The following is a 25727-nucleotide window of genomic DNA, read 5'->3' on the forward strand; positions in this document are numbered from 1 at the left end:
TTGCGGTCTGACGTTCAAAAAAAGACCGCCCATGCGAGCGAACAGGACCGCCCGGACGTAAAGGCGCGGCGCGAAGCCTGGTTCGAGAGCCAGCTCGATCTCGATCCGGAAAGGCTCGTCTTCATCGATGAGACCTGGACCACGACCAACATGGCGCGCAAATGCGGGCGCGAACAGAAAGGCGAGCGGCTGCGCGCGAGCGTTCCGCACGGACATTGGAAGACGACGACCTTCATCGGCGGTCTGCGCTGCGACCGCATGACGGCGCCGATGGTTCTCGACGGGCCGGTCAACGGCCAATGGTTCCAAGCCTATGTCGATCAGGTTCTCGTCCCGACGCTCTCGCGGGACGACATCGTGATCATGGACATGTATGGACGCCCCCGCCGGTGCAAGAAGAATCTTCGAAGTTGCGCAGCGCATGGTCAGGTGCTGACATGTATCCGGCCTCTGATGCGGCGCAGTCACATGCCGCGGGCCCGTATGGGAGTTCGCGGATCGGATCCATTACAATCTCGCGCGCTCGTGGCGCTCGTCCATGAACTGGTTTTCCCGATCCCGTCTCGTCGACCGTTGCGCCATACCCTCCGCTTGACCTTCCTACGCCGTCGACAACCCTCGCGATCCCGCCCTATGCGGCCACGATCGGAGTTCGATATACCCCACCATTGGCGAGCAGAGCCCATGCGACGCGCGCCATCTTGTTGGCCAATGCCACCCGCACCAGCATGGGCGGCTTACGGCGCAACATTCGATCGAGCCATGACCCGGCCAACGCTCCCTTGCGAGCAGTCCAGGCTGCAACTGAGCTTGCCCCGATGATCAGCAAGCGTCGCAATGTTCGCTCGCCCATTCTCGAAGTCCTGCCGAGGCGTTCCTTGCCGCCGGTCGATCGTTGGAGAGGTGTCAATCCGAGCCAGGCTGCAAAATCGCGCCCACGCTTGAAGGTCTCAGGTGATGGTGCGAGAGCGGCCAATGCTACGGCTGTCACCACGCCGATGCCTGGAATCGTCATCAGCCGACGAGCGACCTTATCCTCCTTCGCTCGACCTGCGATCTCCCGATCAAGCCTGGTGACGCGTTCTTCAAGCGCGCGTAATTGTTCGACCAGCAGCGCGAGAATTGAACGTGCGGCTTCCGGCAGGTGAGAAGTTGGGTCACCCACCATCGCGATGAGCTTGGACAGGTGTTGCGGCCCCTTCGCGATGATCATGCCGAACTCGGCCAGGTGACCACGCAACGCGTTGATCGTCTGCGTGCGTTGACGGACAAGCAGATCGCGAGTGCGGAATACGATCGCCGCAGCTTGCGCCTCTTCGCTTTTGACGGATACGAATCTCATCGTCGGTCGTTGCGCGGCTTCAGAAATTGCTTCGGCGTCGGACGCATCGTTCTTCTGCCGCTTGACGAACGGCTTCACATAGGCCGGCGCAATCAGTTTGATAGAGTGGCCGAGCTTGCCGATCTCGCGCCCCCAGTAGTGGCTGCCGGCGCAGGCTTCCATGGCGACGGTGCAAGGCGGGAGGGTGGCAAAAAACGGCAGAACCTGTTGGCGTCGTAGCTTCTTACGAAAGACCACAGCGCCGCTCTTATCGGCTCCATTCGCTTGGAATACGTGCTTCGAGAGATCGAGGCCGATTGTGCTAACATTCTTCATGGACGCATCCTTTGCGAGTGGCTTGAAACACCACCACTCTGGCACACGATGCCGTCGAGGGGGCGTGCACCCCATCAATCTTGGCAGCCACAAGGGCGCCGGCGTGCGCAAGGCCATCGAGGCGGCGGGCGCGACCCTGCAGTATCTCCCGCCTTACAGCCCCGACTTCAATCCGATCGAAAAGGCGTTCTCAAAACTCAAGGCCCTGTTGCGCAAGGCCGCAGAGCGAACCGTCGACGCGCTAGGGGACAGGATCGGCCTGCTGCTGAAGGAGTTCTCGCCGACAGAATGCGCAAACTTCTTCGCCGCCGCAGGATATGAACCGGTTTAAGGCGAAGCCGCGCTAGTGCGCAGGCCCGCCTCGCTGAGTTGCTTTGGGGCAAGCCCTCCGTTTGGTCCCGAACCAACGACGACCGCGTCAAACGGCTCTGTTTGCTTGGTGATCGCTGCCATTCTATTCCCCTTCGCCCGCCACAAGATTCTGGCACTCGTTCTGCGTCGGGCGCAGTTCGCAAGCTTTGAGATTTTTCCGCATGTTCTCGATCAATGAGTTCCGACGATCGGGAAAAACTGGAAACGGTTGGTTCATAAGAAGCGCGAGCGCAATTTGCGCGGCCGTCACCTCGCGGTCCTGCGCCAGTTGCTGCGCGCGGCGTCGACGCGAAGTTCCTCTCGCTTGCGTAGGTATTGTAGGATAATCGACGATCGAGATTGTACTAAGGCGGGCGCTTGGATTCAGGCGTCGGCGAGCTAAAGAGGCCGCGTCCGAGATGCGACCATGCCAATAGGGGCAGTTGAGTTTGCTCGTGGAAAACGCGCGCTTCGTTCCCCGAATGGCCAGCGATACTGAGGCAGCCAGGCATATACGGGCGCACCCAATCACGGGAGAGTAGTGCGGACTGCTGGCTGTCAAGGGCGGTAGCGTCGAGAAAGCGGAGCGGAGTGTGTCAGTGGTGGATGACCAAGGAAAGGCCAAATTTTCGGGATGAGGGCGCGAACCTGATCTTGGGCGATTTCCGCCTGGACCCGCCGGATCAAGAATTTGCCGTCGTCATGGGTGAGACTAAGGTCGGATTTCAGACCACAGCTCGGGCCGCTGATGTGGCCGACTGTTGCTGCATGAAAATTTCCAGCCTCGTCAATGTGCTCCAACTTCACGGTCCATTTGATCGAGAACTCCCTCCCTCGGGCAATTTCCCGAATGATGTTCGTCTTTTTGCCATCGCCTCAACTTCTTTCCGGTCTCAGCCAAGATCGCTCCCGACACGGCGAAATTACGACGTCCGCGATACCCGCTCAAATAATCCTCTCCAATAAGTTTTGTCGTCGAACCGTTGCGTTAACCAAATCGAAATTCAGGAACTCGAGCACGAACAAGCGCTGTGTCATTTTTGCCACGTGACCAATAAATGTCGACTGATCAGCGTTTCTCGTTCTTCCGGTGATGATTTGCTGCTGGTATAATGAGAGCTATAACGCGAAGCCTCCTGATTGGTAACGAGTGTAACGGGATCAAGCCTGTTGGGCCCACTTAGCTCCCAATTTTCAAAAGCGGCGTAAGAGCCCGGAAGGCTCATTCCGGCGTTGAGCGGTGCGCTTGGCGCTGGAGCGAGAGAGTGGGATTCCATGAGATCGTTCGGCGCGCGTACAGTCATTGCGGCAGGGGCAGGCCTCGCGTTGGCAAGCGCAAGCGATGTCTCAGCCGAAACAATTTCCTCTGCGCTCGCCCGGGCTTATGCCGGCAACCCGGACCTGAACGAGCAACGCGCCGACGTGCGTGCGCGTGACGAAGACGTCTCGAGCGCCTGGTCCGGACTGCGTCCCAACGCCAATATTCAGGCAAGCGTTGGCGCGCAGCGCTCGAACCTCAGGATTCCAGTGCGACTGCCGGTGATCAATCAGCGCATCCCGCTTACTGATGAATATACGGGATATCCGCGCGGGGCCACGCTGAACGTCTCGCAAAATCTCTTTGATGGCGGTCGCACGGAGAATTCGGTGCGTCGCGCCGAGTCGAGCGTATTTGAGTCGCGCGCCCTGATGCGGCTTTCTGAGCAGGAGATATTGCGTAGCGGCGCGACCGCTTTCATGGACGTGATGCGCGACGCGGCGATCCTATCGCTGCGCAAGAGCAACATCGCCGTGCTCGATCTACAGTTGCACGATACGGAGAAGCGCTATCAATCCGGTGACGTGACGAATACCGACGTGTCGCAGAGCGAAGCCTCCGTCTCCCATGCGCGCTCAGAATATTTTGCCGCCGAGGCGCAATTGAAAAGCAGCGCCGCCGTTTACCGGCAGATCATCGGTGTGGAGCCGAAACGTCTCGAGCCGGCCCCATCGGTTGAGCGGATGTTGCCCAAATCAGTGAAGGATGCGATTGACGTCGCGCTTGTCGAACATCCCGCCATCGTCGCGGCCTTACATCGGGTGGACACCGCGGAGTCGGCGGTGAAAGTCGCCGAGGGCGCACTTTTGCCCACGCTGTCGGTCAATGCGCAAGTATCCCAGCAGTATGACTCTTTCCTTGGACTGCCCGGCTCGCGGCAATTTTCGGCGGGCGTCAACGGCGCGCTCAATGTCCCCCTCTATCAAGGAGGAGGGGAGTATTCCTCGATCCGTAAGGCGAAAGAGGTGCTCGGCAAAGCGCGCCTCAACGCCGACGCGCAGCGCGACCGCGTTCGCGCTAACGTCGTCTCGAGCTATGGTCTGCTGGACACGGCCAGATCGCAGATCAAATCGGATCAGGCGACGGTGAAGGCGGCCGAGCTCGCTCTGAAAGGCGTTCGGGACGAGGCGCAGGTGGGGCAGCGCACGACGCTCGACGTGTTGAACGCTCAGCAGACTTTGCTCAATGCGCGCGCCAATCTGGTCATTTCCCAAAGGGACCGCGTCGTCGCCTCATACGCGATTTTGGCGGCAATCGGCAGACTGACGGCCGAGACGCTCAATCTCAATGTCGTGCGTTACGACCCTGTCGTTCATTTCGAGCAGGTCAAATACAAATGGTACGGAACCGATACGCCTGATCGATGAACCTGCGCGGCCCGGCGCCGCCCCGAGGAAACCCTGAACCTACAAGCGAGGTTTGACGCCCGACTGTTTTTCGGAATCCTCGGCCGAGGCCTCGTTCTGCCGGACAACTTCGCTGTCCATCAAGCTCACGTTGAATCGCGTGGCGTCGGGCTCGTTAAGCCAAACTTTCAAATCGTAGCTCGGACCGGATTGCCACGCCCATCCCTGGCAGTCGCGCTCGGCTTTGGGCTTTGGATGATATTTCGAATATTTCTCGCTTACTTTAAATTCTTCGATGATGAAATCGAGAAGCTCCGGACAGGTCATCTGTGAAAGGAACACGCCGTTCAGCTTGTAGACCTTGCCGGTCCGCGGGGTGAGCGCATAGTTGACGATGGAGCCGTCTTCAAATCTGCAGGAGAACTGTTTCCCGTATTCAGATGACGATGCGAAGAACTCCTCGGCGCGCATGCCGCCATGAAACGAGACCTTTCCGAAGTTGTTGCACTGCGAGCGCGCGAGTCTTGCCGCTTCATCCTTGGACATGCCGAGCGAAAAGCCCCGCAGATCGCGCTTGAGGGACTGAGCCTGGGCATCCTGCGCGCCAGAGAAGGTCAAAACAGACAGCAGAAGAACCATGAGTCGCGTCTGTCGTATGGAGCGGCTCGAGTTCAGCTGGGTTCCCTGATCGATAATCCGGCTCGAGAGTATCATTATCGATCTCCTCGCTGAAAGAAGCTGTCGATTCTAGGGAGACCAGGAAAAAGTTCGGTCAGTCAAGCGCCGCGCCTAAAACGTTACCGTTGGGCCATCTCACATTCATCTCGCTGGGGCAGACCGCCGTAGCGTTCGAGAGTTCCGTTGTTGAAATGACGCGTCTAGCCAGAGACCATCGCATCTCGCGCTTCTTGGCCTCATACGTTTACTTGTACAAGTTGATACTTGATCTGTAAACGCCGTTAGTCGATACGCGGCATCGCCTCTTCGGGAACGCGCGTCGCGCGCGCGATCGCGCGCACGCCGCTCGGAAACTGCGAGGCGAGCCATATAAGGGCGTCCTGGCCAACCGAATGCCTGAAGAACATGCTGTTCAACGGCTTTGAAACGCGCATTTGCTTCCTGACGATATTGCTGAAGCGGCGATGAAACTCATGCGACGTCGCGCCTTCGAGAAACATGTTGGCCGCCAGAACTGCGCTGCAGCTCGCCATGCCCATGCCGTCGCCAGTGAAAGAAGGGATCACCGCAATCTGATCGCCAAGCCGCCATAGTCCCGGCGGGTCCTCGGGGGAGGGATTATGCACAAAGCCATAGGGCACGCGGCTGATCGCAAGCGGGCGATCCAGCAAAGGCACGGCGCCCTCCAAGTAAGCCGCTACGTAGTCCGACTCGCTGCTGAATTGCTGCAGAACACCTTGCCAGGTTCCCCCTCCCTTGGCGAAGCGCTCCTCGCTGATCACGAAACAAAAATTGACGCGATCGTCTTCGACGAGCATTAGCCCGAGATAGCATTCCTTGAGGAGAATGAGCTCAGTCACCCACCGCAGATGCTCAGTCTTTTTCTTGTTGAAACGGTAATACATTTTCAAAGCGAGATAATCGCTTTGGCGCCCAGGCGCAGCGCGCTTGACGCCACGCAAATCGTGCTTGCCACTCGCAAGAAAAATCGCGCGAGCCGGCGCGCTGTCTCCGGAGCCGAAGGACACTTCGAAGCCGCCGTCATCCGATTGCTCGATGCGCCGCGCGGCCTTGCCGCGGATGACGTTCACGCCGCAGGACGTCGCTTGTTCGAGCAGAGCCTCGTCGAGAATTTTTCTCGATAGCGCCAGAGCCGGAAAAGGCAGCGGTTGGTCCACGCTGCGATTCCCCCGAACCAATCGCACACGGTTGATCGGTCGAGCGCCCAGGTCCACCGGGTCTACGCCAAGAGATCGCAAATTCGCGCTGACCTCACGGCTCATGAACTCGCCGCAAATCTTATGACTCGCCGACGACGAGCGCTCATAAAGATCGACGCGCCGACCCGCGCGGGATAAAGCAAGCGCCGCCGTAGCTCCAGCGACGCCGCCGCCGATGATCACGCTTGCTTCCGTCACGATACGACTCCTCATTCCACCTCTTCGCGAAGCACTTCCGGAGCGACTGGCTTGTCCTTTGGGGGCTCCTCACCGTCTGTTGAAGCGATTGTTGCGTCGATTGGCCCAAGCCAGCCGCTCGCGAGAGCGACGGGTTACGAAGGCGTGTCGCCTGGAGCGGAATTCGACCGCCGCGCCGCGAAGCAGTGCGTAAATGGCCTTGCGGGGCTCTCGTCGAGAACCCAGCCATTCTGATCTGGCCACAGCTTCGATAGATCGCGGTTGTTAAAGCCGGCGCGCACGCTCGTCTTCGCATCCCATTGCGTGATGTCGTTGCAGCCGATGACCCAGACCAGGCTGCTCGCCATGAGCGAAAAATGATCGCGACGGGGTTCGCATGCTACGAACAGCGTCGTGCGCGCCGCCGCCAATTCAAGCAAGCGGGCGAGGTCGGGGTTTTCAAAATGATGCAGAAACAGATTGGCTGAGATGATGTCCGTCGTCGCGGCGTCATGCGAAAGGTAATCGAAGACGTCTGCGACGACGCTCTCCGCCCGCCATCCGATCGCTTCAAAGGCTTGGCGCGTCTCGTCCGATAGAATGTCCTGTTGGTCGAGCAGGCGCACCGTCACGCCTTGCCACTTCGGCGCCAGGCGATTTGCGACGCCGAGCATCAATGCCCCGTCGCCGGAGCCGAGATCGAGAATGGTTTTCGGCGTCCTGTCGAAATGGCGGGAAAGCATCGTCGCCATAATCTTGGTCTGCAACATCCAGCTGTTGACGCGCTGCAGGTCGCGGCGCGACTGCATGGCTCGGGGATCGTCGCATGGAAGAGAATCCAAAAGTTCAGGATATACTGCGCGAGCGAGCTTAACCATTTTGGCGCTCTCCTTCTGATAGCCCCTGTTAGGATAATTCCGGCGCTCGCCGGGGCGTTATCTAGAATTAGCCAATCAATTCGCGCGACTTCCTCGCGCTCCGTCAGTCGCGCGCGATGGCGAATCGCCCCGCGGATTTTTGTGCCTTCATTGGTTGGAGCCAACCTGTCTGCGCCGAGAGCGGGTGGACCAAAAAATAAGCGTCAACGCGCAGCCCGACGGGCAATTTCACGCCGGGGTCGAGATCTATAAGAACCTGCAGCGCCTTGGCGTCGACGCGATCGGTCGGCCGACCGGTCTGAACCATCTTGGAACCCATTCTGGACGATACGCGGAAAACTCTTCCGCCGAATTTCTGATTTGGGAACGCGTCCGCAGTGACCTCGACGCGCTGCCCGGCGACAATTTTCCCGACGTCGGTCTCATCGACGTCCGCGCGCACGCGCAGACCGCGAACATTGCCGACGATGGCGATCGGCGTCGGCGGCACGTGCGTCACGGCTTCGCCGGCGACGCGAGAGCGACGCAGGATCGTGCCCGCGATCGGCGACCGAACCAGCGTCTTTTCCAAAAGCGCCTCCGACAGCGCCACATCCGCCTCCGCGAGCCGCACCCGCGCGCGCGCCGCCGCGAGATCTTCGGCGCGCGGCGGAGCCTCGAGCATCGCGAGCCTTTCCGCGATCGCCGCGCGCCGCGCCTTGTTGACGTTCCAGTGGGACGTGGCCTGATCAAGCGCCGCTTGGGGCGAAACGCCACTCTTGGTGAGCGGCAGCCGCCGCTCATGTTCGCGTCGCGCCAAATCGAGCGCCGCGTCCGCCTCCATCAGAGCATCCCTCGCCTCTCGGCGCTCCTCGGCGCGCGCGCCATTGGTGAGGCGCTCGAGTTCGGCCTGCCGCAGCGCAAGCGCCGCGCGTGCGGACTCCAGTCGAGCAACCTGCTCGGTATTATCGAGCGCCGCGATGATCTGACCGGCCGCCACCTCATCGTTCTCCTCGACCCGCATCTCGCGGATGACGCCTGTCGCTTGCGCGGCGATTTCGCGCTCCTCGCCTTCAGGCTCCACCATGCCCGGCGCGGCGGCGACATGCTGCGCAACTCCGGCGAGCGACGTTGTGGCGCGAGCGGTTGATTGCGTGCTCTCGATCGACTGAAAGAGAAAGAGGCTCAGCGCGGCCAGGCCGAGGAAAGTCAGAATTGCGACGACGCGTGACGACATTTTCATCACAAGGCTCCCATTGCGTGCAGGGGAGATGGACCGCGCGGCGTCGCCAAACGCTCGGCGATTTGTCCATCTTCGAGATGTATCACCCGATCCCCGAATTGAAGGATACGCGGATCATGGGTGACGATGACCACCGCTCGCTCCTGCTGATGCGCAAGCATCTGCAAAAGCTCAATGGCGCGAAGTCCGCTTTCTGCGTCCAGCGCGGCAGTCGGTTCGTCGGCCATCAGGATCTTGGGATCGCCGGCCAGAGCGCGCGCGATCGCGACGCGCTGTCTCTGGCCGCTACTCAACTGAGAGGGAAAGGAATCGAGTCGGTGACCTAAGCCCACCGATTTCAGGAGTTCGCGCGCGCGCTCCCGAGCAATCTGCCGGGACACTCCGAGAAGATCGAGCATCACCATCACGTTTTCCGTGGCGGTCAGCACGGGGAACAGATTGTAGGCTTGAAAAATGAAGCCGAAATATTTCAGCCGCAGCGCTGCGAGCTCCTCTTCGCCGAGCGCCTGCGTGTTTTTTCCATAAAGCGTCACGACTCCGCTCGAAGGGCTGAGCAGCCGACCCAGAATATGGAGCAGCGTCGTCTTACCGCTGCCCGACGGTCCCACCAACATCAGCAACTCGCCGGCGTAGACCTCAACGTCAATGTCACGCAGCACGGTGACCGGCGTCGGCCCGGTGTCGAAGGAATGACTGACGCCAGAGGCGCTGATGACGGCGCGTTTCATCTGAACACCTTCACTGGATCAATTGATGTGATCTTGCTGATCGACACGAGCGAGGCGCCGACGCACATCACCACGGTGACGGCCCCGATGCCTAGAGCAAGCCAGGCTGGGACAAGCGGCGGCGAACTCATGTTCCGGCCGAGATACACAAGCACCGCCACGGCGCCGATCCCGACGACGCTTCCGATCAGACCGCCGATCACCGCCTGTTCAATGACGATCTTGTAGAGATACCATCGCGGCCCGCCCATCGCACGAATGACCGCGTATTCGGGAAGACGATCCATGGTGCTGGCGTAGAGCGTTTGGGCGACGATCACGACGCCAACAAAAAGCGCAAGCAGCGAAGAGCAGATGATCGAAATGCCCGCGCCCGTGGTCAGAAGCCAGTATTTCTGGCTGTTGGCCGCAAATTCGCGCGAGGTCATTACGTCGACGTCTGGCATTCGGGCGGACAGTCTCTCGATCACCGTCGCCGGATCCTGACCGGGGGCGAGCCGGATCAACACGTAAGTGATGAGATTGTCTGTTCGACCCAGCAGCGATCGCGCGTTACGTAGCGAGGTGAAGACATAGGGCGATTGCGTGAATGTCCTTATCCCGTCCGTAAAGCCGACGACCCGCGCCCGGCGATCATTAATTTCAACGAGTTGATTGAGGCCGGTAACACCAAGCTTTTCGGCGTAGAGTCGATCGATGATAATCCCGTCGGGGCTGGATAGCGCCTCTCGGAAGCTTTGCCCGGCGGGCAAAGTCAGCGGCAACCCCATCTCGGCGCCCGGTTCGACGCCAATGAGGATGACAATCTGCCGAATCCCGTCGGCGCGCTTCCAAAAGCCGAAATGCAGAAGATAAGGCTCGGCGACGGCGACGCCTTCCACCGCCAGAGACTGGAATCTGCGTCTGCCGTCGATAGGCGTTGCAAGATCCACGCTCGGAACGCCATGCGCGGCGACCCAAAGATCCGCGCCGGCATGGTCCACGACGGTCGACGTCGTGTGAAGAAAATTAAGGAGCATGCCCAACTGAATGCCGACGAGGATTGTCGAGAAGGCAATTCCGACGAGCGTCACGGCGAAACGGACTCGATCGTGGACGAGGTTTCGCCAAGCAATGAGAAGCGTCAGACTCGGACGCGTCCATGCAACGCCGCTGCGTCCGCCAAATTGTCTCGTGGCGAGGCCAATTTCTTTTCCTAGCGACATTTCGAAAGGCTCCCGCAGCTATTCTCGCTCTTCAAGCTCACCCTGCCGGTGACTGCGCACAGCGCCAGGGGACATATTCTCTCCGCTCGCAACCTCGAATTGCGCAGCCGACGGACTGCGTCCTGGCGCCTCACTGACGCCTGAACCTAACGCAGCCGGCTCGCCGCTTCTCTGGTCTCTACGACTTCAGCGGCGTCCTTCGTCAGCCGTATGGCGTCACGATTGACTTGGATCTTTCTTCGCCTGAAGCCGAATCTCCACGATGGCGCCATTGACGCCAATCTTGTCCATGTCGACACAGCTTGGTCATCCGTACGATCGTCCCAGGCGTCCTCGATCGAGCGCATGATGAAGCGCCCGATAAACTGCATCTCGTCCGAGCGATGCCTGACCTCGCCGCTCGTCAAGCGCTCGATTTCACTGACGGCGTCGGTTGCCGGCGCCACTCTCAGTTCAGACGCCTTGCGCCGTGCAAGCTCGTTGATCAGCGTTTCGCCGGTCATTGAATAGAGAACGTAGACGGGGCAAACGTCTATCGCCGAGTCGCACTCGCTACGATCGATCTCGAAGTAGCAGTATCGACTTCCGTACCAGGAATGGCCCTCGTGCGGACAACTTTCGTCCTTGCGAACCCATTCGATTTTTAGATCTTGATCAGGAAGGAAATACATCGCAGTCCCTCCGTTAGAGGAGTAACAACGTTCGCGCAAAACCGTTCCCTCGATTCCAGCGAATTTCCGCTAAACGCGCATCGTCTTATCGGATGACGCCGCCACAGAACGCTTCGGAGAACGAAAACATCAGTACGCTTGCTCTGCAGGCCGGACATCATGATTCCTTTGACACAACGCAGCCGCCCTAAATCGCGCGCGGATCGGGAAGATCGCGTTTCCAGATGACGGTCTGATTAGGGCCGAGCAGTTCATAGCCGATCCCGCGCCAAACGATGCGTCGAGAGAAGCACGATACGATCACGTTCCAGAGGGCCAGAGGCGCCACCAGAGGCATTACGCCAAGATAGGCCCATCGAAGCCGTCTCAACTCGTCGCGATGCTGCGGCAGAATGCGCATCGCAAAGGCGGTCTGCAGCCAGCACTGTAAGACCATTGCAAACGCCATGCCGGGCAGCAGCACGCTGACGACGCCATCGGGAAGAGCTTGTTGGGCGAAGGCTCTGTAGAGAAGCGCAGCGACGAGCGCGAAGAGCGCGCAGAAGTATAGCGTCAGCGCCACGATCTCCCGCCACGCGCGCGGCATATAAACTCGCGTCAGGATGATCTGGCGGTTCGTGAATTCCAGAACGTCGCTCAAGCTCGCGTCGCCGCGCGAGGCGACGAGACAGCGGGGCACGAATTGAATGCGCCTCCCATGCGAACGGACCGCGGTCGTCACGCTGCCGTCGTCGCTCACCCCTCCCCGCCAGCGTCGCCGGATTTCTAGGTTTTCGAAATCAACGCGGCGCATCGCCATAGTCCCTCCCCAGGCGAAGCTCGACTCATCGCCAAACAAGAACAGCGATTGCGCGTTCCAGGCGCTCAACAGCAGAGACCCGAGGCCGCTGCCGGCCGGAAGATACCAGCGATAGCCGGTGGCGACGCCCACTTCAGGGTCCGCGAGTCCCGCGACCAGATTGGTCAGCCAATCCGTTTGCGGCTGAGCGTCGGAATCACAAAAGGCGATGATCTCAATGTCGGGAAAGAACTCATCAAGAGCGTCGACCGCAGTGGTGAGATTATGAACCTTTTGTCCGCAGGCCGCGGCGGGTCCAGCAGTGATCAGTCGCGCCGGAGGCGAAGCGCCCTCGATCAGGCCCTTGATCAACTTATGCGCCGGATCTTCCTCGCTCTCGGTCACAAACAGCAGCCCGTAGTTATTGTAGTCCTGGCGCAACAACCGCCGAACGGTCTCGACCAGAGCGTCATCTATCCCCTTACACGGCAAGATGACAGCTGCTTTTGGCTGCTCTGTTCGCAAGGACGGCGCGCGGCGGAAACACTTTGCGAAACGTAGCATCGGCGCAAGCACCACGAACAGCTGCAGCCCTACGAAAGAAATAATCAACGCATAAAGCATATTCTGCTCCTCGGAATAGCATCAGCCAACCAGGCCTGAGCGGAAATCAACGCCACCATTCTCCTCACTTGGTCGCGTAAACGGTGTGCACGCGAAACTCCCTCATCTGCGGATCCTGCTCATCGTCGATGCGCCGGAAGCCGGCGGCCTGAAGCAGGCTCCGCACCTTGTTCAATCGGCCTTCAACGTCGTGCACTTCGACGACGATCTTCTTGATCTTTCCCCAGTCGTCGGCTGTGACGCCCTGCAGGATGTCGAGTTCAGCCATTTCGGCATCGATCTTCACGAGATCGATGCGTGTGAGTTCATGGTCGCGAATTGCGTCTGAGAGCGACAACGCCTGACACGAAACGCGTCGGCCGCGGAGCAGGACTTTAAGAAGAATGCGCAGAGCGATTTCCTGCGGCTTGGGCGGCAGGCGCTGTATCCATCGCAAAAATGGCGGGAACTGAGGCAGTATGTCTCGAAAGCCAAGTCGAACCGACGCTGCGTTCGGATCATAGGGATAGGCTGTCGACATCGAGGTCAGCAGCGGATAGTGCGTGAATTCGATCGCGCCGCTCTCTCGTGAGAGGGCGTAGGGCAAGGTGACAAGGCTATCGAGCTTGTACTTCTTGGCGTTGGCCGTGAGGCATTTGAATAGGTCTGGAATCGGCTCAAAGGCGAGAATTTTTACGGCGCGTTTCCCCCAATCGCACGCGGTCAAGGTAAAGAGTCCGATGTTCGCGCCGACGTCGACGATGGTGTCTCCCTCCTCAATTTCGATCCCATGTTTGAAGTAGGGCGCGATCTGTCCAAAAATGATGGGGGCCTCCAAAGGATTCACACAGAACACCCGCTGTTCATTGGGAAGCATCGTCTGCAGCATGATCCCCTCCTCGGCGAATGCCGCCAAATGGTTTCCGATTACGCGACGGACTGCTCCAAGTCTGCGTAGGCGATAATGAATCCGTCAGCTTCGATCGTCGAAACGCGCGCGCACGCGTTCCTGTCCTTGTGCGAAAGCACGATCTGTCCGTCACCGGTCATTTCGGTTGCCTCCATCGCAAGCGGTTTGCCCTCAAGACCGACGCCCAAGAGCTTGCCGAGCGCCTCCTTCGCGCACCACAGCCGGGTCAACCAAGCGTCGCGTTCTTGGACGGGATAACGAGCGATCATTTCGCGTTCCTTCGCTGAGGCGAAGGCTTCGACAACGCCGACGTCGCGAGCGGCGATACGCTCTATATCAACGCCGATGTCATGCTCGTGAGCGACCGCTATCGCTCGTTCTTCGCAATGAGAAATGCTCACCGACGGCGCGGATCCCCAACTCGGCGCGGGCTTGACGAACGGTCGTCCGCGTTCATCCGAAGAGATGGCGAACGTCGCCGGATGCGACATCTCCCCTTGCTGTCGCTTCGCCACCCACAGGCGGACCGCGTCCTTGGCCGCGACGCGGCCATAGAGCCACTGCCGCTGCCGCTGGGGAAAACGCTCCAGTTCTTTGTAGGTCAGCATTTCGTCGGCGCTCAGACAATAGCGCGCGAGCAAGGCAGGATCGAATTGCTTCAGCTCGGCGCTGGAAAGCATCAATGAAATCGAGCCCTCGAAATGCGGCGCGGGCGCCGGCGTCGTTAACAAGTGTCTGTCGGGCTGACGACGGAAATCCACCAGGCGCTTTTCCCAGCGAAACTTCCATGTCCGCCAGCCTGAAATTCGCATCCAAACGCCGCCTTCGCCATCCTGCACCTCGACGTCGGCGACGAGCGTCTTGCCTTCCGACTGCAAGATCTCAACGCGCACAGGCGCGCGCGTTCCGACGGGCGGGGTCGGACGATAAATTTCAAGCTTCGTGAGACCGATCGGGAAGACGTAGCGCTCTTGCTCCATCGCCCAGAGTCCGACGATCTGACCCACCGCGTCGAGTAAGCAGGGGTCCGTCAGAAGTTGCGGAGAACGCGTCGATCCAAAAAGCTCTTCGGGAGACCGCACACAAAGCTCGCCGATGATTCCTTCGTCTCCGAGAACGAATTCTCCAACGAGACATTGAAAGCTCGGTCCGTGAAACATGTGCCGCTCGGCATAGATTTCATCGGCTGTGAGCGAGTGTGCGCGCGCGTTGCTCAAATCGCTAAAGGTCGGCGACAATTCGACCAAGTAGCGATCTCCGAAAAGAACAGTCGCAGTGATCGCGGGAGAGCTTTTACCTTCGACGTAAATGGCGGCGGAAATGCTGAAGGCCCCGCGCTCTGCATCGTGACGAACAATCTGCGTCACGATGTTTAGCGCGAGTTCGTCAACGTCCTCGAGATCAATCCAGGTCACCGAGCGTACGTCTTCAAATCCGAGCAGACCGCAGCCCGGCGCGAGACACGCCGCCGCCTCGGCCATGATTTCGAGGCTCATCGTCATCGGCACGACCGGCAAACAGGCTGACGTCGGCTTTATGCCAGGCGCATGAACGAAAGCGTGATCGGCGAGGTAGAGATCTTCGTTGACGCTGAGTTTGCGCTCGATCGTGATGCGCTCGCCGGGAACGTAATCGAGCACGGAACCGATGAACGGCATGCGCGGTTCGCTCGTGTCCGCCTCTTGGATCTGATCAGAGCTTTCCGCGCCCGCTCTTGCCATCGGGCTGGTCCGCTCGGAAAGATGAGCCTCTTCATCCGGCTGCTCGACGGCGAGCGCGAGCTCCTTCGCGTCCTGTACCTCGTACATGCGCGCGATGAGAGGCGCTCCCCCCTCGCCCGTCGCTGGCCGGGATGGAGCGTCGCCGCCGTTCAATCTCTTTGCGCGCTGAACGCTCATATCTTTTCCGCGACCAAGCCAGTGATCGTCAGACCGGGTCCAAAGGCGAGCGAGACGATGCGCGCCCCCGCAGGAATCGAGGGCTCCTCTATAATCTCTTTCAATATGTGCGGGACCGTCGCCGAAGACATGTTGCCATTCTCGGTAAACACCGAATTGCTGATCGCCACCTGATCCGGCTCAAGCCCGAGCGCCTCCTGAATATGTTCGACGATCCTCGGGCCGCCAGGATGAATGGCGAAAATCAGCCGATGCTTGTCATGCTCGAAATCGACGCCGACGCGTTGCAGCAACTGCTCGACGAATGGGCGAACCGATTGCTTGATGACGACGGGCACCATGACGGAAAGCGTCATGTGGAAGCGCGTTGAGCCAGGGACCCAGGTCATGTCGTCGGCCGAGTTCGGCAGCAGATGCTCGTTGAAAGCGAGGATCCTCAAGCCGCGCAGCCCGCGCTCGCGCAGATGGTCTTCCGTCACCATCGAATATTTGATGAAGCCGTCGGCAAACAGCGTCATCGTGATGATGTTCTCCGCCTTGAGCTCTTCGATGCCGCGGTGAACGGAGAGCACCTCGGTGTGCACGATGTCGACGCGATCCTTGGGCTTGGTCATGGCGAATTGCGACGACGAGAGAAAGCCGTGCGCCATCTTGATCGCCGGAAACGCGCCGTAGCAGCCCATGTGGTAACTATGCGTGACGGTGGTGTTGAACCATTCCTTGCCGGCCACCATCCGCTCTACGGGACTGGGCGCCAGATAGCCGGAACAGGTCACATGGATGAGATCGTCCGGCGCCTCCTCGGCGTCGCCGTACATCTCCTTGAGGCAGCCGTCGGCGACTTTCGCGTAGCTTGAATGGCGCGTTTTGATGTCCTTCGCCTGCAGGTTCTCATAGTTATCGAAGAGCTGCAGATAGTCATGCTCGGGCTCGGCGACCGTGAACTCGCCATTGCTGAAGCTGATGTCGCTGAGACGCGGAAAGAACACCAACTGGCGCCGCTTGATCACTGAGGGAGACAGAGCGAACTTTTCAAACTTTTGCCGCGTTTCGTGAATGATCGTTCCAAAGCTCTCCGCATCGGTGATCCCGTGACTGCGGCAATAGGACTTGGCGAATCCATAGGCTGAAAGTTCGAGCGTCAAAGCCTGCGGCACAGGCTCGATCATGCGGACGGGAACAAAGTTAGTCAGGCAAAACGACATCGCCTACTCCTCGATCTGTCGATTTCGGCGTCGGTAATTGGCGAACGCCTGCTATTGTTGCCGCATGCCCTGTCGGGCGATCTGTTCGAGACTTGCGGCGACGACGATTTCCGGCGCGCCGGTGTTTCCGCGCTCGAGCTCTTCGAGGCAGCGCCGCTTTCCCTGATCAATGGCGATCGGATAGATCTGCTTGGAGGCGTAGAGCTTACGCAGATCGTCGCTCACCATGCCGCCGTCCCACGGTCCCCAATTGATTGCGACGGCGTGAACATGCGGCCATATTTGGCTCAGCCCGTCGGCAAGCTTGTTGACGACCTCGTTCGCCGCGCTGTAGTCGCTCTGGCCGGCGTTGCCGAACCGACCCGCGATCGACGAGAAGAACACTAGGAATTTGAGAGTTTCCGGCCGCAGCTTCTCGGATAGAACCATGGCCGGGATCACCTTCGTCTCGAACACCATGTCGAAGGACTCGGGCGACTTCTCTCTCATCATCCTGTCGTCAATGACGCCGGCGCCATGCAGCACGCCGTCAATGCGGCCATAGCGATCGTAGATTGAATCGATCAGACGTCCGAAGGCGTCGCCGTCGCGTATGTCGAGCGCGTGGTACTCGACCTGCGCCCCCGCCGAACGCATCGCCGCGATGTTGTCGCGGATCTGACGGTCCTTGAGGATGCGTTTGATCCCGCTTTCGATTTCCGCCGGTTTGATCTTTTCGCCGCGTGCCCGCGCTTCGCCGATGAGGAGCTGCCGCAACTCGGCGCGATCGTTCAGGCTGCGCGTAGCTTCGGGCTCGGCCTCCGGCATCGGACTGCGTCCGACGAGAACGAGCCGCGACCGGAATTTCTCCGCCATCGCCCTCGTGACGTCCGCCGTTATGCCGTAGGCGCCGCCGGTGACGAGCAGCACGCCGTCATGCTCCAAGCTCAGGCCCGACAGATCGGCCGTCGGAACGCACTCCTCCGCGAGTTCGAGCTGAAAGCGTCCGCTCTGGGTGAAACCCACTTCGACGGTCGAATCGTCGTCGTAAAATTCCATCAAAGATTCGTCGACCAGCCGCGTCACGTCGATATCGGGATCGGCGTCGATGCATTTGACTCGTAACTCGGGCCATTCCCGCGCCGCTGACTTTGCGACGCCGAGCGTGCCGGCGGGAGCCGCGGCGAACGGGCGCGCGCGGCGAAGACCGAATTGTCCATCGAAATCGGTCAGATTGAAAAGGACGCCGCCGCCCGCCTTGGCGCTCTCCCTTAAATCCTTCTCGAAGGCCTTGAGGAGCAAAAACAATTGCCGCGCGTGGTCCAGAGGGGCGTCATGCGCGACGCCGCCGATCGACTGCAAGCCGGACAAATTGAAAATCGCGCCGACCGTTACGCCCTCGTCGGCGAGCATCTCGCGAAGCGCGATCACCGCGTCAAGCGAAGACAAGTTGGCTTCGATGCGCTCATTATCGACGAGGCGAGTCTCGCCGCCCGGCGTGACCCGCCAGACCTTATGGCCGTTAGCCCTCAGAGCGTCGCTGAAAGCGACGCTCAACTCCCCCGCGCCGCCGATCACGAGGATCAGGCGGTCCGCGGGAAAGTCTTTAACTTGCCTTGAAGCGTCCCGCGGCGCGGCCACAGGGGTGACCGCGTAGCGCTGCACGTCCGCGGGATTTGCCTTCGGGGCGTCAGACTCCGCTGTCTCAGGCAAGGAGAGCGACAGCGGAGTCTGAGCTTTTTTTGTTGAATCGGAGCCTCCCGGCTCGGCCTGCGACTTTCGAAATTGATCGTACCAATCGACGATCGCATTCAGGGTCTTGAGGCCCGACAGCTCCTCGAAAACCTTCTCTTCGTCCTGGTTCTCCATGAAGGAGTGATCGTCCTTGAGCTTGCTCAAGATCTCGATCCGCTTGATGGAGTCGATGCCGAGATCGGCCTCCATATGCGCGTCGAGATCGAGCATGTCTTCGGCGTAGCCCGTGCGCTCGACGACCGCCTGCAACAGATCGGCCTTGAACGCCTCGGTCGACGCAAGCTGCTTTGGGCCCTTCTGGTCCGTCGTCTTTGCAGCGCCGGCGCCATTCGCCGCCGGTTTCGCGGCGACCGGAGGCGCGCTCGCGAGGCGCGGCGCCGGTTGCGGAGCCTTGCCGTTCTGCGTGGCGGCAAGCTTCGGCAGCACAGGGGCCGGCGGAACGAAGACGCCGGCCATCGTCGGAGCCGCCGTCGCCTGTTCGGCGATCAGGAACGGGATCGGCTCAGCGCCAAACCCGGTTCGCTCAGCGGCGCCATTGCCGTTGGCGCCGAGCAGCTGTCCCTGGAACTCGAAGAAACGACGCAACACGTCCTGCTGTTCGCGCTGTAGATCGATGAGTTGCGCCAAACTGTTCTGCACTTGGGCGAACCGCGATTCAGCGCCTAACGCGCTGACCGCGCCAAGCGCTGGCGATGGTACGTGAGTAGACAAGGCTTTGCTCCTCTCGCGTTCGACGCCGAATGATGGCGACGATGGTGGATGGGCTGGTGCGTTCCCATTGGGTCTGGTTTGGAGGGGCGCCGCGGGCGCCTTCACAGGCGCCGGCGGCGTAGCGGGGCCGGCGGCGCGCTTTGGCGGCTTGGCTTCGCCGCGCCAGGGCTCGGCGCGCCCGCCATTCACCCGCCACGCCATGGGCCCTGGATTGGCCTTGGCGCGCGCCTGTTCGAAGACTTGCGCGAGGCTCATTTCGGCAAGTCCGCGGCGCGCAAACCATGGCGCAAGATCGACCGGAAGGCCGAGCGCAAACGCCCGCGCGAGCAGCTGCGCGAGCTGCAGCCAGCCCGAACGCTCCGGTGCGTCGATTGACAGCGTCGTGTGCGGCCGGTCGCCGAGAATACGGCCGACGAGCCCGCTCAGCACCTGCCCCGGACCCGCCTCGATGAAGACTCTCGCGCCCGCCGCGTAGAGGCGCTCGATCTCATCGACGAAGCGCAAGGGCTCGACGATGTGGCGCGCCAACAGCGCGCGGATTTCAGAAGGCTCCACGGGATAGCGGTCGCCCGTCGTGTTGCTGAACACTTTGATCGTCGGCGCTCGGAACGTCACCGAGCCGAGCTCCGCGGCGAGCGCCGCCTGCGCCCCCGCCATCGCGTTACAGTGGAACGCCGCCGTCACCGGCAGCCGCTTGACGCGCACGTCCTCCCCGCTGAGCGCCTTCACCGCGGCGTCGATCGCGGCGATTGGCCCTGCGATGATCGTCTGGTCAGGCGCGTTCAAATTCGCGACGCTCACCGCCAGTTCGAGACGCGCGATCGCCTCTAGCGTCCACTTCTCGTTGGCGTTGACCGCCGCCATCGTCGCCGGCTGTGCGACGGATATCTCCTTGGAGATACGGCCGCGCGCATCGGAGATGCGGATAAGATCCTCGCGCGACAGAACCCCGGCGACGCAGAGCGCGACATATTCACCGTAGCTGTGGCCGGCGACGAAGTTGGGCTTCACGCCGAAGGCCGACAGCGCGTCATAGGCCGCGAGGCCCGCCAATCCGAGCGCCGGCTGCGCGACGCGCGTGTCGTTCAATTCCGCTTGCTGGCGCTCCCGCTCCTCCTTGCCGAAGACAGGCACGGGATAGACATATTGCGACAGCGGCTTCGGCAGCGCGCCCTTGAGCATCGCGTCCGCCTTTTCGAACAAAGCGTAAGCGGACGGACGCGCGAGGACAAGATCGCGAAGCATGTTGATCTGCTGCGATCCCTGGCCCGGGAACAGGAAGCAGACGGCGCCGCTGTCCGCGCGATGTTGCAGGTTCCGATAGTAGATCCCGCTCGGCGCGTTGAGCGTCGCCTTGCCTTGATGGCTGCGCAGGAAGAATTCAAGCTTGCCCTTCAGGTCGGCGACCGCGTTCGCCACGATCGCGAGCTGCACGATCTGACCGCCGTTCTTCGGTCGCAGCCTGGCGTCGTCAAGGGACGTCGAGTAAGCGAGCTGTGCGAGATCGAGCTCCTGCGTCTGCTCAACGCCTTGCAGCAGAGTCCGCGCCGCATCTTCAACCGCCTCGACGCTCGAACGGCTGATGGCGAAGATCTCGGCCGCGCGCGGGTTCAGATCTTGCGCGTCGGACGCCCGGAAGTCGCCGCGATATTCTTCGAGCACGGTATGAAAGTTGGTGCCGCCAAACCCGAAGGCGCTGACGCCGCAACGGCGCGGCGCGCTGTCGCCGGCGCCGAGCCAGGGGCGAATTTCGGTGTTGATGTAGAAAGGCGATTTGGCGAAGTCGACGCCTGACACCGGTTTTTCGACGCCGATGGTCGGCGGCAGCACGCGGTGCTTGAGCGCGAGGCTCGCCTTGATGAGCGCCGCGAGTCCCGCCGCGACTTTCGTGTGGCCGATCATCGACTTCACCGAGCCGACGGCGCAGCGCTGCGGCGTTCCCGACGCGGAACCGAAGACTATGTTCAGCGCGCCGATCTCGGATTTGTCGCCGACCGACGTGCCGGTGCCATGCGCCTCGATCAGCGTCACGCTCGACGGATCGACGCCGGCGTCGGCATAGGCGCGTTCGAGCGCCAGAACCTGCCCTTCGGGATGCGGCGCCGTCAGGCTGCGATTGTGGCCGTCGCTTGAGCTGCCAATGCCCTTGATGACGGAATAGATCCTGTCGCCATCGCGTTCGGCGTCGGCGAGCCGCTTCAACACAACGGCGCAGACGCCTTCGCCAATGGCGATGCCGTCCGCGCTGTCATCGAAGGGACGACACCGACCGCGCGGCGACAGCGCGTGGGTCTGCGCGAAGGACATGAAGCTGACGGGGCCGTTGGTCCCATCCACCGCGCCAACGAGCGCGATGTCGGCGTCGCCGCTGCGCAACTGTCTGATGCCGACGTCGAGCGCGGCGAGCGAGGAGGCGCAGGCCGCGTCGACGGTGAAATTCGCGCCGCGCAGATCGAGTCGATTGGCGACGCGCCCGGCGACGACATTGCCGAGGAATCCCGGAAAGGAGTCTTCCGTCCACTTCGGCAACTCATCCTGATAGAGCGACTCCAGGATCTGCTTGCGCGCGTCCTCGGAGACGCCTTCGGCTTTTGGCAGATAATGCGCGAGCAACGTCCGGAAGATGTAGATCGTTCCGAGATCATTCATGCCGCCAGAGGCAAAAATTGTCGCGGTGCGCTCGCGCGGGAACGGCCGGCGATCCAGGCCGGCGTCTTCCAGCGCCATGCTCGACACCAGCAGCGCGAGGAGCTGCACAGGTTCGATGGAGCGCAGACTGGCGGGCGGAATCCCGTAACGCGTCGGGTCAAAAGCGACGTCGTTGAGGAAGCCGCCCCACTTCGAATAGACCTTGTCCTTCACGCCGCGCTTTGGGTCGTAGAAGTCGGACGCGCGCCAGCGATCCTCGGTCACCTCGCGAACTGAATCGACCGCCAGCATGATGTTGCGCCAGTAGCTGCGCACGTCGTTCGCGCCCGGCAACAGACAGGCCATGCCGACGACGGCGATTTCTTCGCGCGGTTCTCGCTTTGGCGAACTCTTACGGTTGTCGCCGCGGGCCAGCGCCGCCTGGGCGCCGGAGGAGACGGCCTGGTGCAGTTCGGCCATGCTCAACCGCGAGTCGCGCAAGCGCGCGACTTCGCCCATCATATACATGCCTTCACGGCGCTGCGCGTCGGCGTCGAGGCTGACGTATTTCTCGTTGTTATCCTTCGCCGCAGGATTCTCATTGCGTGCCACGCCCTTTGAGGCGATGCGCAGCCGCCCGATGTTGAGCAGCTCGAGCGCCATGAGAATTTCTTCTTCCGACTTGCCCTGCAAAATCAGATCGCGCCGCGTCTTATCGAACTCATCGCAAAAGCTGGTGTTGGCGCAGCGTGTGAATGAGCCGACTCCCGATTGCAGCAGCGCAGTTTCACGGCAGTCGATGGCTTGATCCTGAAATTCGTTGACGATGGCGCCGGTTCGCACCGCTTCTTCGGTGAAGAGATAGGCGGTGCCCATCAGCACGCCGACTTTCATCCCCTTCGCGGCCAGCGGCGCCGCCAACACCGACACAATCGCGGCGGAAAGCCCGTTATGAACGCCGCCGGCGAAGAGGATCTGCACCGTCTCGGGATCATCAATCTTCGCGCTGAGAAGCGTCTCGATGGCCGACTCCCACAGCACGAAACTTGTGCGCGGTCCGGTGTGCCCGCCGCACTCGCTTCCCTCGAAAATGAATTTGCGTGCGCCTTCCTTGATAAAACCCTGCAGCAGACCGGGCGACGGCACATGCAGATAGGTGGAAATGCCCAGCGCTTCGAGTTCCTTGGCCTGGCTCGGCCTGCCCCCGGCGACAATCGCGAACGGCGGCTTGACGTCGCGGATGGCCTCCATCTGCTCCTGTCGCAGGTCGAGCGGCATGAAGCCCAGGATGCCGACGCCCCAGGGCCGCGCGCCCATCAGCTCTTTGGTCTTCGTCAGCAGCGAACGCACTTCCACACCGCGCATCACGGCGAGCGCCAGGAACGGCAAGCCTCCCGCCCGAGACACCGCGTCGGCAAAGGGCGCGACGTCGCTGACGCGCGTCATCGGACCCTGCACAATTGGAAAACGGGCGCCGTGCAGTTTGGCGAGCGCTGAGTCGGGTCGCAGCACATTTTGCGCACGAGCCTCGCCGATCGCGGGCGCTACTGCGTCGCGCAGCGCGGCGATCACGCGTCCTGTCGTGCCGTAGCGACGCCCGAGCGAGGCGGCGAAAGCGATATCCTGTGCGAGCGGCGTGAGCGCGTCTTCCGCCAACAAGCGTCGCAAGAGATCCCGCAGGTCGTCGCCCTTGGCGACGCCGACTTCCAGCTCGCGGAGCTTGCCTCGACCGTGTCGAGCGGAAAGACGAAACAGATCAGCGCCTCGCCCCGCGATGATCGTTTCGCTGCCGTCGAATTGGCCCCAGAGCTTTTTTTGCTCTGCGGACGCGCTCGGCCCCTCTTCCGTCAACCAAAGCTGCTCGGCGAGAACGACCCCGCGCGCGCCGGAAAGCACGGCAGCCGCCGCGCTGCGCATATGGACGCCGCCCTGTATCCAGTAAGGAATCTGGACCTTCCCGCTCAATTCCTGCAGCAGGATGAATGAGGTGGCGGAGCCGATCCATCCGCCCGCCTCATGGCCTTTCACGATCAACCCGTCGAAGCCTTCCGCCTCTGCGAGCAGCGCCGAGTCGAGATCATGGACCTCGAGCAGGACCCGTTGCGCCAACTCTTTCGCAGACTTGAGTAAATCCGCCGCCTCTCGCGCCTTCACGCCCGCAAAAACAAGAAGCGGAACTTTGCCTTGCGTGAGCTGCGAAAGTTCGTTCAGATCCCGATAAGGCCCTGCGGCGGCGTCCCATCTGACGCCCCATGTTCCGCGGACGCCCACCGACTTCCGCAGAGCGTTTATCGCGTCAGTGATGGCGGAGGCGTCTGCACGCCACCCCAAATCGAGGACGCCAGTCTCGCCCGCCTTGCAGGCGGCAATGGCGATTTGCGGGTCGAGGCAATGGCTCGGAGTGATCGCGATCACCGTTTCCATCTATTTCTCCTCGAGTTCAGTTTGTGTCCAAAAAACACGGCTAAAAGCTTATTTCAGCTATGCTTATTTGCGGTTTAATGTTCGCTTCGTCAGCTTGTTCGCTTGCGCATTTGTCGCGCTCGCACATGAAAAAATCTGTGTTGCAACACACTCACCAACGCACTTTCGCATCGAGCGTCGCCTCGCTATCGAGACTGAGCTGTTGCAAATAGGATGCCCATTGCGCGGTGGCCTCGAAGCAATGCACGCTTCCGCCCACCATTGCATTCTTCGGCGGCGCCCTGAGAAGCTGCGCGGTCGCGCTACTCATGGGCAGAAATCCACCGTCATGGCGGAGAGCGCCGTATCCCAGAAGAAGACGCCGAAGCGTCGCCGCCAGACTTTCAACGCGCGCCAATTCTGCCGCGATCGGCTCCATTTCAGCCGCGGCGACAGCGACAGCCGCCTTTTTAACTTCGCCCTCGGCTAACTTCAGACTGCTTTCGGCGTTCGCGAGTTCTTGACGAAGGCAATCTGAAGCGCGTCGAAACGAGGCCGATTGATTTTCAAGCCAGAAAATCCTTTCAGCGAGCCTCTTCGTTTTCGGTGATAGCTCGAGCGCGCGGCCCGCCTCTTGTCCTGTCGAACGCAGTATCGATGCCGCGCACTCTTCAGCGATCCGCTTGTCAAGATTGGCGAATCTGGAAAGCCTTCTCTGGATCGCAGCAGAAAAATTGTTGGCGCGGTCTACGGCTTCCTGGATGCGGTCTCTCGTCGCCTTGGTTATATCCCGCTCACGCTGCGCCAGTTGCAGCGCCGAACGCGCTTTAGCGCGCGATACATTCACTTCGTGATCGAGAGATTGATCTTCGGCGGCCGCGAATTGCCGATTTAAGACAATTACGCCGAACTCTTCCGGACGGCGCCCACGAAGGGATTCATCCGAGTCAAAGCATGTATTGAGCGTGACCGCATTGATGGCTTCCATCAATGTCCCTCCAAGAGAAATCGCCACCGCGCCCTGGCCAAATTATGTGCATCGCGCTTAATAGTTAGGTGCACTGCAGCAACCGCTATCTGTCAACGTCTCATTCCGAAATTCGTTGCATCGGGCGCACATTTTTTCCTGAATTTTTTCGTCACACACCGAGCAAATGCGTAAATTTATTTCGAGTTGTCGGCGACTTTCCTTGATGTAGGAAATTTTGACAAAAGCGAAATCGCGCCGTCGGTCGGCGTCTCGTTGCTAAACCTGCTAATGCGTTTGCATGACGATCCGTTCCTGAAGCGTGTTTAAGAGAAAGCGCAACTGCCGCCGACCATCACTCCGGCTGACTCCCCATCGCAATGACGCCAGGAACATTTTTTGCTTGTTGACCGGAGAAGTTTTCTCCGATGTCATCGCC

Annotated in this window: 16 protein-coding genes and 2 pseudogenes; 4 read left to right on the forward strand and 14 right to left on the reverse strand. The window is 60.7% G+C overall.

What is annotated here, in order from left to right:
* Positions 1–369: pseudogene (locus IYY11_RS22610) on the forward strand (transposase); the annotation flags it as partial.
* A gap of 262 nt (positions 370–631) precedes the next feature.
* Here the strand turns inward: IYY11_RS22610 and IYY11_RS01360 are convergent.
* A complete protein-coding gene (locus IYY11_RS01360) occupies positions 632–1657 on the reverse strand; it encodes an IS110 family transposase (RefSeq protein ID WP_196402427.1) in 1026 nt (341 codons plus the stop codon).
* Between the two features lie 76 nt (positions 1658–1733).
* Between IYY11_RS01360 and IYY11_RS01365 the strand changes: the two are divergent.
* From IYY11_RS01365 to IYY11_RS01370, 3 genes and pseudogenes are all read left to right on the forward strand, one after another.
* A pseudogene (locus IYY11_RS01365) lies at positions 1734–1988 on the forward strand (transposase); the annotation flags it as partial.
* A 626-nt stretch (positions 1989–2614) separates the two neighbouring features.
* On the forward strand, positions 2615–2974 hold the full coding sequence (locus tag IYY11_RS22345; RefSeq protein WP_210331186.1) for a hypothetical protein: 360 nt from the start codon (positions 2615–2617) through the stop codon (positions 2972–2974).
* A 309-nt stretch (positions 2975–3283) separates the two neighbouring features.
* Positions 3284–4693, forward strand: coding sequence for a TolC family outer membrane protein (locus IYY11_RS01370; protein WP_246719547.1), 1410 nt, complete (start codon positions 3284–3286; stop codon positions 4691–4693).
* Positions 4694–4732: 39 nt separating this feature from the next.
* On the opposite strand, the gene IYY11_RS01375 is transcribed toward IYY11_RS01370, so the two are convergent.
* The 13 genes from IYY11_RS01375 to IYY11_RS01435 form a co-directional block, all read right to left on the reverse strand.
* Positions 4733–5386, reverse strand: a complete 654-nt coding sequence (locus IYY11_RS01375) for a hypothetical protein (protein WP_196402428.1) — start codon at positions 5384–5386, stop codon at positions 4733–4735.
* A 245-nt stretch (positions 5387–5631) separates the two neighbouring features.
* Entirely contained in the window at positions 5632–6768 is a 1137-nt protein-coding gene (locus IYY11_RS01380; protein WP_196402429.1) for an NAD(P)/FAD-dependent oxidoreductase, read from the reverse strand.
* Between the two features lie 134 nt (positions 6769–6902).
* Entirely contained in the window at positions 6903–7556 is a 654-nt protein-coding gene (locus tag IYY11_RS01385; protein ID WP_246719549.1) for a class I SAM-dependent methyltransferase, read from the reverse strand.
* A 172-nt stretch (positions 7557–7728) separates the two neighbouring features.
* On the reverse strand, positions 7729–8847 hold the full coding sequence (locus IYY11_RS01390; RefSeq protein WP_196402431.1) for an HlyD family secretion protein: 1119 nt from the start codon (positions 8845–8847) through the stop codon (positions 7729–7731).
* Positions 8847–9575, reverse strand: coding sequence for an ABC transporter ATP-binding protein (locus tag IYY11_RS01395; protein WP_196402432.1), 729 nt, complete (start codon positions 9573–9575; stop codon positions 8847–8849). Before IYY11_RS01395 ends, IYY11_RS01390 begins: the two co-directional genes overlap by 1 nt.
* Complete coding sequence (locus IYY11_RS01400; protein ID WP_196402433.1) at positions 9572–10780, reverse strand: ABC transporter permease; 1209 nt, start codon at positions 10778–10780, stop codon at positions 9572–9574. The genes IYY11_RS01395 and IYY11_RS01400 overlap by 4 nt, the downstream gene beginning before the upstream one ends.
* 146 nt (positions 10781–10926) lie before the next feature.
* On the reverse strand, positions 10927–11451 hold the full coding sequence (locus IYY11_RS01405; RefSeq protein ID WP_196402434.1) for a hypothetical protein: 525 nt from the start codon (positions 11449–11451) through the stop codon (positions 10927–10929).
* A 187-nt stretch (positions 11452–11638) separates the two neighbouring features.
* Entirely contained in the window at positions 11639–12853 is a 1215-nt protein-coding gene (locus tag IYY11_RS01410; RefSeq protein WP_196402435.1) for a glycosyltransferase, read from the reverse strand.
* A gap of 64 nt (positions 12854–12917) precedes the next feature.
* A complete protein-coding gene (locus tag IYY11_RS01415; protein ID WP_196402436.1) occupies positions 12918–13721 on the reverse strand; it encodes an FkbM family methyltransferase in 804 nt (267 codons plus the stop codon).
* Positions 13722–13759: 38 nt separating this feature from the next.
* Positions 13760–15640: a 4'-phosphopantetheinyl transferase superfamily protein gene (locus IYY11_RS01420; protein ID WP_196402437.1), complete on the reverse strand. Its 1881-nt coding sequence runs from the start codon at positions 15638–15640 to the stop codon at positions 13760–13762.
* Positions 15637–16845, reverse strand: a complete 1209-nt coding sequence (locus IYY11_RS01425) for a 3-oxoacyl-[acyl-carrier-protein] synthase III C-terminal domain-containing protein (protein WP_196402438.1) — start codon at positions 16843–16845, stop codon at positions 15637–15639. Before IYY11_RS01425 ends, IYY11_RS01420 begins: the two co-directional genes overlap by 4 nt.
* 51 nt (positions 16846–16896) lie before the next feature.
* The gene (locus tag IYY11_RS01430) at positions 16897–24342 is read right to left on the reverse strand and encodes a type I polyketide synthase (protein WP_196402439.1); all 7446 of its coding nucleotides are present in this window, start codon (positions 24340–24342) and stop codon (positions 16897–16899) included.
* Between the two features lie 151 nt (positions 24343–24493).
* Positions 24494–25309 (reverse strand): hypothetical protein, encoded by an 816-nt coding sequence (locus IYY11_RS01435; RefSeq protein ID WP_196402440.1) that lies wholly within the window; start codon positions 25307–25309, stop codon positions 24494–24496.
* Between the last annotated feature and the right edge of the window lie 418 nt (positions 25310–25727).

Origin of the sequence: Methylocystis sp. H62 (genome assembly GCF_015709515.1) — a bacterium.
Classification (GTDB): domain Bacteria; phylum Pseudomonadota; class Alphaproteobacteria; order Rhizobiales; family Beijerinckiaceae; genus Methylocystis.